The organism is Petrocella atlantisensis, from assembly GCF_900538275.1.
GTDB classification, from domain to species: domain Bacteria; phylum Bacillota; class Clostridia; order Lachnospirales; family Vallitaleaceae; genus Petrocella; species Petrocella atlantisensis.
On sequence record NZ_LR130778.1, the window covers coordinates 2,604,447 to 2,618,082 of the forward strand.

Here is a 13,636-nt window from a genome sequence, read left to right on the forward strand (position 1 = left end):
AGGGTAGGGTGGAGGAGGTTGATTATGATGAATATTTCCAAACATGCGTGGATGGTTCTGGTTACTGTTATAACTTATATAATCATGGTGGCGACCAACGCTCTAGCTAATATTTTGCCGATTAACGGCGTTAATACAGGTGCTGTATCAGAACGATATAGCAACTTGTTTGCACCTGCTGGCATTACCTTTACCATATGGGGATTGATTTACTTATTATTACTTGGCCACGTAGTCTATCAAATGGTAGCAATAAAGACGCCGGATAACTATAATAAAAAAATGCTCTACGAGATTGGCATTCTTTTTTCTATATCTTCTATTACAAATACAACTTGGATTTTTATGTGGCATTATGACCATATAGGCATCACCTTATTTTTAATGTTGATTCTTTTACTAACACTCATAGCAATCCGTACAAGAATTGAAAAATATACCTTAAATCTTACTCAAAAACTTTGGGTTAGATTACCTTTTAGCATTTATTTTGGATGGATAACAGTCGCAACGATAGCAAATGTGACCACTTATTTGGTATCGATACAATGGATGGGATTTAGTCTTCCGGAATCTTTCTGGACAAATATCATTTTGTTTGTCGGTGGTATCATAGGGATAATGACGCTTATACGTTTTAGAGATATGGCTTATGGTTTTGTTATTGTATGGGCTTATATGGGTATTCTAATCAAACATCTGTCACCGGAAGGGTATAAGGGTGACTATCTCAGTGTCATCGTTTCGACCATAGTCGTCATCCTGATGGTGGTATTTGCCGAGTTTCTAGTTTTACGCTATAAATTAACAAAGAAGCGCCATCACAATCAAGTCTAAAAGTATAAAATCGCATGAATGCTTCATTACTTAATATGTGAAGACCAAAGTAATATTAAAAAAATGCTATCATCTAATAAGATTGTCTATACAATTAGTTCTAAATCATCATGAAACCCATGTAAAATAGAATAAGAATAAACAAAGGAGCGAAACCATGAATAAAAGAATCACTTTTATGACAATTCTTATATTGTCCATGATTCTCCTGTTTCTTTTAGGAATGGGCCTATATCTTTCTAATAGTATTGCAGAAGCGACAAAGGGCGAATACTTGTGGGAATCGATGTTGCCGGCAGAGTATCACGTTATGGTTATCTTAGATAAATCTAATCAGACCTATGACCAATCTTTCAGAGAAGGTTTGAAACAATCCAGTGAGGACTATAAGATTGCTGTTGAAATCATCATGTTTGAAGGAGAAAATGTTGAAGATGAAGTGTTAAATATGATGGATCTAGCGATTTATGCAAAAGTAGATGGTGTTATTGTTCATGCTTTTGATAATCCTAGAATCATAAACAAAATAGATGAGCTCATGAGTCTGGGGATTGCTGTGATTACGTTGAATGAAGATTTGCCGCAAACTGACAGAGTTAGTTATGTTGGTGTCAATCGATATAAAATAGGCCTTGAAGCAGGTGGAGCACTTGCAAAGGCAACGGATGGTGTAGGGAAAATAGCTGTCATCGAGCAACAAAACTACCAGAAGCTGAGCAATCAACAACAGGACCTATTATTACTAGGGATTACAGATGCATTAAGAGATTATCCAGGTCTTAGTCTTGAACTGGTAAGATATACCAAACAAGGCCTTTTAAATGCCGAGATTTTGGCGACTGAAATCACGAGAAATCACCCGGATATTAACGGGATTTTTTGCACCAATGCTGAGAATACACTTGGCGTGGTTCAAGTATTGGTAGATAATAACTTGGTCAACCGCATTGCTCTTGTGGGTTATGGTGATGATGATGAGATTTTAGGTTATATTGAAAGAGGAAAAATCATTGAAAGTGCAGTCGTAACAGATTATAAAGATATTGGGAAGGAAGCATTGAAAGTTTTTTATGAGTATAAGACAAACAGTTATGTACCAAGCTACATCAATACAGCCCTTCAAGTAATTGATGAAGAAAATATTGCCGCCTATATGACTGAAAAGAGTGAAGCCTATGACGAAAATCAATAAATTCAGTTCCATAAGAAATAACATGATTGTCTATACTTTGAGTATTATATTTCTAATGACGGTACTAAGTATTTATTCTTTAACAATTATGGAACGTTACCAAGGTCAAATTGAAACCATGTTTGAAAAACATATCTATCTTTCAGAAGTAGGGAATCTCATGACGGAACTCGATGAGGACTTGCTTGGTTTTTTAAGTTCAAAAAGCTCAACGAGGCTCAATGACTATATTATTAATAGCGAAAAACTTGAACTATTGGTTGAAGATGCATACGAGATGACCTTTAATGCAGAAGATATGATGTTGAAAAACATTGTAAACTTGGTAGATGCCTATATCATTGAAGGGGATGAAGCCATTGCTTATAAGCGACAAAGAAATGTTATTAAATATTATGAACACTATCAAAAAAGTGTCACTATAAAAGGTTTTATAGCGGATTATATTGACCAATTGAATAATAAACAACTCAATCGAAATTCAGTAACTTATACGCAGTTGGTGAGACAAATCATGATACTTCAGAATATAACCTATATGATTGTCATTGTACTCATCGGTTTGTCTTTAATGATTGTCTATCTAATCACATCAAGAATGGTAAAACCTTTTAGTCATCTATCACATGCTGCAGAAGAGATCGCACTTGGGAACTTTGATACTGAGGATATAGTAGTAGAATCCGAGGATGAGTTCTTGTTGCTAGCAACCGCATTTAACCATATGAAAAATAGCATCAAAAGTTATATTGGTGAGATCAAGAAGAATGCTGAGACTGAGGCAAAGTTAAAAGATGAGCAACTCAAAAATATAAAAATGGAACATTTATTGGATAATGCTAAACTCTATGCATTACAGTCTCAAATCAACCCTCATTTTTTATTTAATACCATTAACGCCGGTGTTCAGATGTCTATTATGGAAAGAGCCACAAAAACCAGTCAGTTTTTTCAAACCATGGCCAGCTTATTTCGTTATAACATCCAAAAGATGGATTCAAGTTGCACGCTAGAGGAAGAAATAAAGAACATCAAAGACTATTATGAGTTGCTGAAGGTAAGGTTTGGCGATCGTATACGCTTTCAATTTAACATTGACTCCAAAGCTTTAGGCATGAAAGTACCGCCACTTATTCTCCAGCCATTGGTCGAGAATGCTTATGTCCATGGATTAAGTGGGTTAGAAGAAGGTGGAACGATAACCATAAACGTGGTTGATGAATGGGATGCTACTTTCATTACTGTAAAAGACACAGGCAAAGGTATGACGGCACATGTAGCCGATCAGATTCTAAACAAAGAAAGAGAAGACTACGCCTATACCAAATTTGGAATCGGTATTAGAAATGTACGTGACCGTTTGGAGTTATTCTTTCATCAGTCCGACCTATTTAAAATCGAATGTGAAAAAGGAGCGGGGGTTAAAATTATTATGAAGATTCCCCATACTAAGGAGTGATGAGATGTTTAAGTTAATGATAGCAGACGATGAGCAGATTGTTGTAGATGGCATTGAGTTCATGGTTAAGGATTTATTTGATAATATAGAAGTTGTTGCGAAAGTGAATTCTGGAAGAGAGGCCATTGAAGCTACGATGACAGTGGTACCGGATATTGTCCTGATGGATATCAAGATGCCGGGTATCAATGGTATTGAAGCGATTACCAATATCAAAAAGCGTCACCATAACACCAAATTTGTCATTATCTCTGCTTACGAGCAGTTTGAATATGCTAAGCAAGCCGTAGAACTTGGTGTCAGCGATTACATTCTGAAACCGGTAAGCTTTGACAATCTAAAACAGGTTTTGATTAAAATCATGTCAGAGATTGAAGAAGAAAGGCAGCAAAAGAAACGTGAAATTGAAAATAGGGAAAAGTTGGAGAAAGTCATACCTGTTCTAGAACATGGTTTTATCTATTCTATACTTATGAACACAGATTATAGAGATGAATTATACAAGTACCGAGACTTGTTTGAAATTAATAAAGAATTGGCCTATATCATGGTCCTGGAATTTACAGAAGAAGGAGAAGGAAGTCAGAATGTCATAGGAACAGGCGTAAGAACCCAGTCCTTTTATCCGAAAGTACAAAGCATCATCAAATATAAGTGTAAGTGTATCATAGGCCCAATGATTATCAACAGAATAACCATTATGATTTATGAGGACCAGTTTGAAAAAGAATACGAACAGAGGGTAAAAGCGATAAAACTCGCAGAGAGTATACAAACAGCCATTAATGAATGGATTGATGTAAAAATTCATATAGGGATTGGTTCCTGCTACAAATTAGATAAGATTAAGAATTCACTTGAGGAAGCCTTTCATACCCTCAACCGGATTAGTGGTGACCCAAGCTTGCATATTAATGACATACTGGAACGTGAACCGAATGATGGTGAGTATACTTATGTAGATATAAAAGGTGATGAGACACATATTATCCAGTTGATAGAAAGTGGCAACGAAGAACTGTTGGTTAAAGAACTGGGTGTTTTCTTTAATAAAATCGAGAAAAAATTTGGCAGTTCACTACTGGATATGACCAATATAATGACGGAAATGATGGTTATGGTACTCAGTTGCTCTTTTAGGCACAATCTAGACGAAGGTGAGGTTGGCTATTCAACATACTTGGGGGAACTTAGACGTATTGAACATGTTATTGAACTCCAAAATTGGTGCCTTAGAAAGATGGTATATGTATCACAGATGATACAGAGTAAGCGTCACCTACATATATCCAAAATCGTATTAAAGGCTAAAGAGTACATTGACGCAAGATATAATGAAGAGTTGAGTTTGACGGATATTTCAAAAGAAGTCGCCATTAGTCCACAGTATTTTAGTAAAATATTCAAAGAAGAGATTGGCCTTAGTTTTGTAGAATATGTGAGAGAGAAACGGATGGATGTGGCAAAAGAATTGTTAAAAACTAAAAACTACTCGGTTAAGGAGATTTGTTATAAGATTGGCTATAATGATCCAAACTATTTTAGTCGTTTGTTTAAGAAACTGGTAGGTGTATCACCAACAGATTTTAAATAAAGGTGGGGTGTTATGAAATTGAATAAAAAGAGATCAAGACTATTGCTGGTCACAGTTATTTCATTGGGGTTGTTCCTTAGTGCCATCTGGTTAATTGTTGTTGTTATAGAAAAAATAGATAAAGATAATAACAAGATTGTTATTGGCTATTGTGCGGATAACTTAGTAATTGAAAGATGGCAACGGGATCAAGAAATATTTAAGGCCAAAGCAATAGAATTAGGAGCAGAGGTTATTGTCTATAATGCCAATGAGAATAATGAGACTCAAAACAGACAAATACGCATGCTCATTGACCAAGAGGTGGATGTCATCGTCGTCGTGCCTTATGAAAAAGATGGTATCAAAGAAGCAATAGATGAAGCCAGGAAGGCAGGTATTAAAGTCATTGCTTATGACCGTCTAATTACGGGTGTTGACATTGATGCCTACATATCTTTTGACAATGTTAAAGTGGGTGCACTCCAAGCGGAGTCACTTATTGAACAAGTCCCAACCGGCAACTATGTCATCATCAACGGTTCACCTGAAGATAATAATTCTTATATGTTTAATGAAGGTTATATGTCAGTCTTAGATGATTATGTAGGATATGGAGAGATTGATATTATTGCTGAAATATGGGCTGAAGATTGGCGTGAGGAGCCGGCTTATGATTTGATATCTAGGCTTATAGAGCAAGGAGAACAAATTGATGCTATTATAGGGGCTAACGATCGATTAGCAGAAGCTGCCATTCGGGCACTTGCAGAAGCCGGCCAAGCCGGAACAGTCTTTGTTGCAGGTCATGATGCTGACATCTCAGCATGTCAAAGAATCGTAGAAGGCACCCAACATGTGACCATCTATAAACCAATAAAAAAGTTAGCAGAAGCCGCAGCAACCTTAGCGGTTGATCTAGCAAAAGGTCAAAATCCTCATGAAGATGAGACCATCAATAATGGTATTGAAGATATTCCATATATAAAATTAGATGTGATGACTGTGACCAAGGAGACCATGTTAGAGACAGTTGTTAAAGATGGTTTTCACGACAAAGAAGACATTTATAGAGAGTAGCATTATATTAATCGTAAAATAGTTTAGATAAAATATATAAATGTAAACAGAATGTTAAATTTGTCATGATTTTGTCGTATTGTAGCCATGGTGATTATGTTCATATTTAAATATAATAATAAATGTAACTGCAATTCATATATTTAAATGGAGGATAATTATGAAAAAACTAGTATCATTGTTATTAATTGCAACATTAGTTATGAGTTTATTGGCTTTATCAGGTTGTGGGAAAACTGAGGAAGCTCCAGCAACACCAGACACAACTACAGAAACACCAACTGAAGAACCAGCAGAACCATCAGAAGATGGAACAGTTGACATCGGTATTGTTCTTCCTACTAAAGAAGAACCACGTTGGGTACAAGACGAACAAAGATTCTTAGATGCAATAGGCAGTACAGATTATAGTGTTGAGATTCTATTTAGCCAAGGTGACTCAGGACGTGAAATGCAAAACGTTCAAACACTTATCGCTAAAGGTATCAAAGTACTCATCATAACACCTCAAGATGGTGACGCAGCAGCAGCAGCGGTTCAAGAAGCAAAAGCTGAAGGTATTACAGTTATTTCCTATGACAGACTTGTTACCAACACAGATGCAGTTGATTATTATATCACATTCAACTCTATTTCAGTTGGTGCAGCTCAAGGACAATTCCTTGTTGATAACTTAGGAGACGGAACAGGCGAAAACCTATACCTATATGCAGGTGCAGCAACAGACAACAACGCATTCTTATTCTTTGAAGGTGCTTGGGGTGTGCTTCAACCTAAAATCGCTGACGGTTCATTTGTAGTTCAGAACTCATCAAAAGCTGTTGAGTACATGAACAAAGCAGAATTAACACGTGAAGAAATGGGCGAAATCATCGAGCAAATCACAACAGACTGGAAACCAGAAGTTGCTAAGTCAAAAGCAGAATCACACATTACAGCAGCACCTCCATCAGGCAAAACTTTCATCTTAGCACCAAACGACGGAACAGCTCGTGCAATTTATGATCAATTTGCTAGAGAAGAAGGATTAGAAATATACGTTACTGGTCAAGATGCAGAAACAGCTTCTATTCAATATGTAATCGATGGAAAACAAAGCATGACAGTACTTAAAGACGTAAGAGACCTTGTTAAAGGTGCAATTACAACTGCAACAGAAGTACTTGAAGGCGCAACTATTGAAACAAACGGCGAATATGATAATGGCGCAGTTGTTGTTCCAGCAAAAGACATTCAAGTTATCACAGTTACAACAGATAACGTTCAAGAAACCATTATTGATTCAGGATACTATGAAGCATCTGAATTCACAGGTCTATAAAAAACATTCATAAATCATTGAACATTATGACTTAAAAATGAATTTAGTAATAGTGATAGACCCACATGGGTTTATCACTATTCTATTGAATGAGACACATAACAGATTCTAATTGGCTGGTTGCTAAGCAACCAAATTGCTGATTGTTAAACAATCAAATCGGCAGGTGGCCAAGCGATTCATGTAAGAATGATAGGAGCTCTATTATGGCAAATATATTAGAAATGCGTAACATTACAAAAGAATTTCCGGGTGTAAAAGCCTTGGACCAAGTTAACTTTGAAGTTGAAGAAGGCGAAATCCATTGCCTAGTGGGTGAAAATGGTGCAGGTAAGTCAACCCTTATGAAAGTTTTAAGTGGTGTGTATCCTTATGGCACTTACTCTGGTGATATTGTCCTTAACAATGAAGTTCAGAATTTTTCACGTATTAGTGACAGTGAAAAAAAAGGTGTCGCAATCATCTATCAAGAATTGGCATTGATTCCAGATTTGTCCGTTTATGAAAATATCTTTTTAGGTCATGAAATTCAAAAAAGAGGTATTGTAAATTGGCATGATACAAAAGCGGAAGCAGCCAAAATGTTAAAAAAAGTCAAACTAGAAATACACCCGGCATCAAAAATTATTGATCTTGGTGTGGGCGTACAACAGCTTATTGAGATTGCAAAAGCATTAAGCAAAGAGGTTAAATTATTGATTTTAGATGAACCGACGGCCGCATTAAATGAAAGTGATAGCGAAAATCTACTGGAGTTACTTAAAGATCTTAAAAAACAAGGCGTAACTTCAATTATGATTTCACATAAATTAAAAGAAGTTATAGCCATAGCCGATACAGTGACAGTATTAAGAGATGGCAAGACCATATGCTCTCTAAAAGCTGACAAAGGCGAAGTCAATGAAAAAGAAATCATTAAATATATGGTTGGTCGTGAGATTAATGATATATTCCCAAAAAGACTAGAAAAGAATTTTGGCGAAGTACAGCTAGAAGTGAAAAATTGGTCAGCCTTTGACCGTAAGTTGGGAAGACATGTTGTGAAAGATGCCAATTTCAATGTCAGAAAAGGCGAGATTGTTGGTATTGCAGGGCTGATGGGTGCCGGCAGAACAGAGTTTGCCCTTAGTATTTTTGGCAATTCAAAGTCATATGACATTTCTGGTGAGGTTCTGATTAATAATCAATTGGTCAGTCTGAAAAAACCTAAGGATGCTATTGATAATGGTTTGGCATATGTTTCAGAAGACAGAAAAGGTAATGGCTTAATACTCATACAAGATATTAAGCAAAACATCACCGTAGCCAATCTAAGTAAATTATCAAATTATATGGTCGTTAATAAGAATGAAGAAATTGAAATAGCAGAAAAGTATAGAGAATCGATGAACATAAAAACCCCTTCCATTGAACAAAAAGTAATGAATCTCAGTGGTGGTAATCAACAAAAAGTAGCACTTTCCAAATGGCTTTTTGTAGAACCGAATGTCCTCATATTAGATGAACCTACAAGGGGTATTGATGTCGGCGCCAAATATGAAATATACACCATCATGAACGAACTTGTAACCAAAGGATTGAGTATCATCATGATTTCATCTGAGTTGCCGGAAGTGCTTGGCATGAGCGACCGAGTTTATGTTATGGCTGAGGGACGTTTGACTGGGGAATTACCAATAGAAGAAGCAACCCAAGAAAAAATAATGGAAATGGCGACTGTATAGGAGGCTAATAAAATGTTTAATGATTTAACTAAAGCGATCAAGGAAAACATACGTGATTATGGTATGTACATTGCACTCGGATTTATTATGATTATTTTCACCAACTTAACCAACGGTTTATTTATGACACCCCGTGTTATCTCGGACTTAATCGATATGACCGGTTATATCGCGGTATTATCTGTAGGTGTTACCTTAGTTATTGTTATAAGACATATTGACTTGTCCATTGGTTATATTGCCGGCTTCTTAGGAGCAGTAGCGGCTATGTTGACATCAATCGTAGGACTACCTGTAGTGATTGTAATTCCAATTATTCTTATTATGGGTATGTTGATAGGTGCATTTTGGACAGGTACCTTGGTGGCAGGTTTTAAAGTACCGGCCTTTGTTGCAACACTTGCAGCTATGACCATTTTTAGAGGATTACTTATTAGAGTGACCAACAGTGCAACTATATTTACTGCAGATGATCAGTTCAATGCTATTGGTAATGGTTACATACCGGATATTGCCAATGTTCCCGACATGCATATTCTAACGCTGATCATTGGAGGATTGATTGTTACTCTTTTTGTAGTCTTAGAAGTAAGGAATAGAATCAAGCAGATATCCTATCGACTTCATGTATCGTCATTGCCAATTTTTATAGTGAAGCTAGTGTTTGTTTCATCGATTATTATGTTTTTTATATGGAAAATAGCAAGCTTTAAAGGTCTTTCATGGACCGCGGTTATTGTTGCAATTGTTGTAGCTGTATATGCATTTATTACTAATAATACAACTCTTGGAAGGCATATATATGCTGTAGGGGGTAATCCGGAAGCAGCAGAATTATCCGGTGTAAGTGTTAAGAAAATCACCTATATTGTATTTGGTTCTATGGGTATGTTGGCTGGATTATCGGGTATACTTTTTACAGCTAGGCTTCAATCAGCTACACCAACGGCAGGTATGGGCTTTGAACTAGATGCTATTGCAGGTGCCTTTGTAGGTGGTACTTCAGCATCCGGTGGTATTGGTAAAGTAACAGGGTCGATCATTGGTGCCCTCGTTATGGCATCTCTAACTAAAGGTATGGACCTTATGAATGTAGGTGTTTCATATCAATATATCATTCGTGGACTGGTATTGGTTGCAGCGGTCGTGTTTGACGTTTATACAAGGAATATGCACGCAAAACAAGCTTAGAAAATAGGGTGAGGCATATGCAGAAGCAAAAAATTAAGAAGATTAAGAAGATAAAGAAGATTAGGAAGAATAGCCATAACAATAGAATGTTTAACATCAGAGTGTTGGTACCCCTCCTGTTTTCACTCGTAATCATCATGATTATCGGTATCGGCATATTGTACAACAACTCAACAAATTCAATTAAAAATAGTTATAGTATATCCACAAATATTGCGGACATAAGAGATAATCTTATGCAAGCAACCCAAGAAGGGGATAACTTTCTTGATAATGATGATGATGAATATATTAATACGGTAAAAGGTCATATATTTGCCATCTTCGATTTAATTGAGCTTACGCGTAGCCAAACAGATTCAGAAGTTATGATTGGCTATTTAGATGCCATTCAAGTGGATATTGAGGATTATCTCAGTAAATTTAATTATTTTGTTACCATACTCGAATATCAAGATGAAACCACTAACTTTAGCGACAGTATCCTTCCAATTGCAGAAAGTGTTAAGGCCAATGTAGATTTGGCAAGAGAGCATACGAGAGTTGAACTTGAAAATACTTTAGAAGAGAGCACACGATTGTCCTTCGTAGCCATTGTAATGATTGTTGCTATCTCCGGTATTTTTACACTTGGACTTTCTCTTACTATTAATAAGTCTATGAAGGAGTTATTAACGAAGCTTGGCAGGATTACTCAGACCGGTGACTTATCTACCAGAATCGAACTGAAGAGTAAAAATGAGTTCCAGGAGATTGGTCATTCCATTAATACATTTATTGAGAGTTTGAGTGAAGTTGTTCAAGCGGTGAATCATTCTTCGAAGGAAGTCTTTGAGCATTCCAATACCATAGAGCAACAGTTACATTCGTTAGATTCGGATATACTGACCATGACGGATACGTTAATGCAATTGTCTTCAGGTACGCAACAAACCAGTGCTTCTTCTCAAGAGATTAATGCACACATAGAGGAAATCGTATCCAGTATGAACATTATTACTGAAGATATTAAGGAAGGTACTCGGTTGGCTCAAGCTAGTGACCAGCGTGCATCAGAACTTGGTGTAGAGGTTACCAACAAAATTCAAAGAGCACAAGAAATTTATGAAAATACAAAGGGACAAATCTACAGGTCACTTGAGAAATCCAAAGAGGTTGAAAAGATTGGTATGCTAACACAAGCTATTTTGGGAATTAGTGAACAGACCAATCTACTAAGTCTTAATGCGGCTATTGAAGCGGCAAGAGCAGGTGAAGCCGGAAAAGGTTTTGCAGTTGTTGCAGCGGAGATTAGAAAGTTGGCGGAGACGTCCAGTAAAAGTGCCAGTCAGATTCAGCAAGTGTCGGATGCCATTGTTGAAACGGTTCATGAGATGTCATTAGATATTGAGAAGATTATGGCGTTCTTTGAAGAAGATGTTATGAAAGATTATAGAGACATGTATGGGGTTAGCGAGCAGTACAGTACAGATGCTGTACAGTTTAAAGCTAAGCTTGAGCATATCTTTAGTGCTTTTAATAATGTGGATGGGGCAACACATGAGTTGTCCAACAGTATGGATGAGATTGCTGCTGCAATAACTCAAAGTTCAAATGGGTTGGCGGATATGTCTATGAAGTCTGTGAGTATTAATGAGGAATCAAGGGTTATTAGAGCTTCGAAAGAGTTGTCCAATGATTCTATTGATGCACTCAGAGAGAAAATGTCAGTGTTTAAGTGTTAGACATAGAGTAGTTGTATAAGGGATGAGCGAGAGTATAAAAAGAAGTTCCAATATTTTAGAAGTTGTTTCTAAAATATTGGAACTTTTGTAGTTCTCCCATTCCATTAAGCTAATGGAATGGTTTTATTAGCTATACGTCTGAAAAAGAAGAAAGCAATAGCAACAGCGGTCCAATTAATTATGACGATACCCCACCATACACCGTAGATACCAAGACCAAAATAGGTGCCGAGAAGATGGAAGAGGATAAAAGGCATGAGGATCTGTCGATAGAGTCCGATGTAAACGGCGAAATTTGGCTTTTTAATCCCTTGTAAGACAGAGATGATGGCGTTAAGTATGACATATGTAGGTAGAGCTAAGGCTTCGATACGTAAATAAGTCGTACCGGAGGATATTACAAGGGGGTCATCATTAAATATGCTAATGGCATAGGGTGCAAAAATGAAGATAATAACGGCCCCGCTAACCATAATGGCGACGCCAATCCAGATAGACTTGCTTAAGACTTCATAGATACGTGTGATTTTTTTAGCACCAAAGTTTTGTCCGGCAATAGTTAGAGTGGCAACATTTAGTCCCAGTGCCGGTAGTAAAGCCAATTGTTCGACTCGGACGGCGGCTCCAAAAGCGGCTATTGTTGTGGCGTTGTCAAAATAGAGGATGAAATAATTGATGACAAATACACCGATGGCGATGGTTGCCATATTAAGGCTGGCAGGCATACCCTGCTTAAAAAGGCTGATAATGGTTGTTGATGATAAGCGTTCGCTCATGAAAGTCTTATAATTGAAAAGGGGACTCTTAATGACTCTATATGTAAGATAAACAGTACCTATTAGTTGTACCACTACGGTAGCAAAGGCAATACCTATTACACCCATTTTCGGGATCCCGAACCAACCGAATATGAAAAGTGGGTCTAAGATTAGATTCATAAAAAAACCGAAAATCAGAAAATTACGATAACTTTTAGTATCGCCTTGAGCATTAAGGATACCGTTTAGTATAAAACTAAGTATAAAAAAGCCTGCACCAAAGAAAATAGTCTGGGTATAGGAAATACCTAAGGCCATAGATGGACCAGAAGCACCGGTTACAGTAAATAAAAAAGGTGTAAGTATGAAACCAATTACGCCTAGAAATAGACTAACAAGAATACCGGAAAGAAGCGCATTGTAAGCAAGTTTATGAAAATCATCCAGTGAATTTTCCCCAAGAGCAATGGAAGAAAGAGCAGTTGTACCACTTCCGATACCGGAACTGAGAGCAATAATGATGAAAAAAATGGGAAAAGACAATGTTAATCCAGCAAGTGCATCTGTACTTAGCATGCCGGCATAGTATGTATCCACAACATTATACAAAGTATTGAATAAAAGTCCAATACTGGATGGAATGGCTATACGTTTCATATGGTCCAAAATTGGACCTTTAGTCAAATCAGTTTCAGACATAAAATCACACACCTATCAATGATAATTATTATCATTAAAGTATATCATACTATATGTGTTGAAGTCACTATATATTTC

General features: G+C 36.7%; 10 protein-coding genes. 9 read left to right on the forward strand and 1 reads right to left on the reverse strand.

Annotated features, from left to right (window positions below; all coding sequences use genetic code 11):
- Positions 1–24 precede the first annotated feature (24 nt).
- The 9 genes from PATL70BA_RS12000 (at position 25) to PATL70BA_RS12040 (ending at position 12,101) form a co-directional block, all read left to right on the forward strand.
- Entirely contained in the window at positions 25–837 is an 813-nt protein-coding gene (locus PATL70BA_RS12000) for a tryptophan-rich sensory protein (RefSeq protein WP_125137583.1), read from the forward strand.
- Between the two features lie 157 nt (positions 838–994).
- Positions 995–2,029 carry a sugar ABC transporter substrate-binding protein gene (locus PATL70BA_RS12005; RefSeq protein WP_125137584.1) on the forward strand — a complete coding sequence of 345 codons (1,035 nt, stop codon included), beginning with the start codon at positions 995–997 and terminating at the stop codon, positions 2,027–2,029.
- On the forward strand, positions 2,013–3,488 hold the full coding sequence (locus PATL70BA_RS12010) for a sensor histidine kinase (RefSeq protein ID WP_125137585.1): 1,476 nt from the start codon (positions 2,013–2,015) through the stop codon (positions 3,486–3,488). Before PATL70BA_RS12005 ends, PATL70BA_RS12010 begins: the two co-directional genes overlap by 17 nt.
- 4 nt (positions 3,489–3,492) lie before the next feature.
- Entirely contained in the window at positions 3,493–5,082 is a 1,590-nt protein-coding gene (locus PATL70BA_RS12015) for a response regulator transcription factor (RefSeq protein ID WP_125137586.1), read from the forward strand.
- Positions 5,083–5,094: 12 nt separating this feature from the next.
- Complete coding sequence (locus tag PATL70BA_RS12020; protein WP_125137587.1) at positions 5,095–6,141, forward strand: substrate-binding domain-containing protein; 1,047 nt, start codon at positions 5,095–5,097, stop codon at positions 6,139–6,141.
- Positions 6,142–6,301: 160 nt separating this feature from the next.
- A complete protein-coding gene (locus PATL70BA_RS12025) occupies positions 6,302–7,462 on the forward strand; it encodes a sugar ABC transporter substrate-binding protein (protein WP_125137588.1) in 1,161 nt (386 codons plus the stop codon).
- A 206-nt stretch (positions 7,463–7,668) separates the two neighbouring features.
- The gene (locus PATL70BA_RS12030; RefSeq protein WP_125137589.1) at positions 7,669–9,186 is read left to right on the forward strand and encodes a sugar ABC transporter ATP-binding protein; all 1,518 of its coding nucleotides are present in this window, start codon (positions 7,669–7,671) and stop codon (positions 9,184–9,186) included.
- A gap of 12 nt (positions 9,187–9,198) precedes the next feature.
- A complete protein-coding gene (locus PATL70BA_RS12035) occupies positions 9,199–10,377 on the forward strand; it encodes a sugar ABC transporter permease (protein WP_125137590.1) in 1,179 nt (392 codons plus the stop codon).
- 17 nt (positions 10,378–10,394) lie between these two features.
- A complete protein-coding gene (locus PATL70BA_RS12040; protein ID WP_125137591.1) occupies positions 10,395–12,101 on the forward strand; it encodes a methyl-accepting chemotaxis protein in 1,707 nt (568 codons plus the stop codon).
- A 104-nt stretch (positions 12,102–12,205) separates the two neighbouring features.
- Here PATL70BA_RS12040 and PATL70BA_RS12045 read toward each other — a convergent pair whose 3' ends face one another.
- The gene (locus PATL70BA_RS12045; RefSeq protein WP_125137592.1) at positions 12,206–13,558 is read right to left on the reverse strand and encodes an MATE family efflux transporter; all 1,353 of its coding nucleotides are present in this window, start codon (positions 13,556–13,558) and stop codon (positions 12,206–12,208) included.
- Positions 13,559–13,636: the final 78 nt, after the last annotated feature.

What these genes read in the sequence shown, in the direction of transcription:
- PATL70BA_RS12000 (WP_125137583.1), top strand. Translation starts at nt 25, where the DNA reads ATGATGAATATTTCCAAACATGCGTGGATGGTTCTGGTTACTGTTATA.
- PATL70BA_RS12005 (WP_125137584.1), top strand. Translation starts at nt 995, where the DNA reads ATGAATAAAAGAATCACTTTTATGACAATTCTTATATTGTCCATGATT.
- PATL70BA_RS12010 (WP_125137585.1), top strand. Translation starts at nt 2,013, where the DNA reads ATGACGAAAATCAATAAATTCAGTTCCATAAGAAATAACATGATTGTC.
- PATL70BA_RS12015 (WP_125137586.1), top strand. Translation starts at nt 3,493, where the DNA reads ATGTTTAAGTTAATGATAGCAGACGATGAGCAGATTGTTGTAGATGGC.
- PATL70BA_RS12020 (WP_125137587.1), top strand. Translation starts at nt 5,095, where the DNA reads ATGAAATTGAATAAAAAGAGATCAAGACTATTGCTGGTCACAGTTATT.
- PATL70BA_RS12025 (WP_125137588.1), top strand. Translation starts at nt 6,302, where the DNA reads ATGAAAAAACTAGTATCATTGTTATTAATTGCAACATTAGTTATGAGT.
- PATL70BA_RS12030 (WP_125137589.1), top strand. Translation starts at nt 7,669, where the DNA reads ATGGCAAATATATTAGAAATGCGTAACATTACAAAAGAATTTCCGGGT.
- PATL70BA_RS12035 (WP_125137590.1), top strand. Translation starts at nt 9,199, where the DNA reads ATGTTTAATGATTTAACTAAAGCGATCAAGGAAAACATACGTGATTAT.
- PATL70BA_RS12040 (WP_125137591.1), top strand. Translation starts at nt 10,395, where the DNA reads ATGCAGAAGCAAAAAATTAAGAAGATTAAGAAGATAAAGAAGATTAGG.
- PATL70BA_RS12045 (WP_125137592.1), bottom strand. Translation starts at nt 13,558, where the DNA reads ATGTCTGAAACTGATTTGACTAAAGGTCCAATTTTGGACCATATGAAA.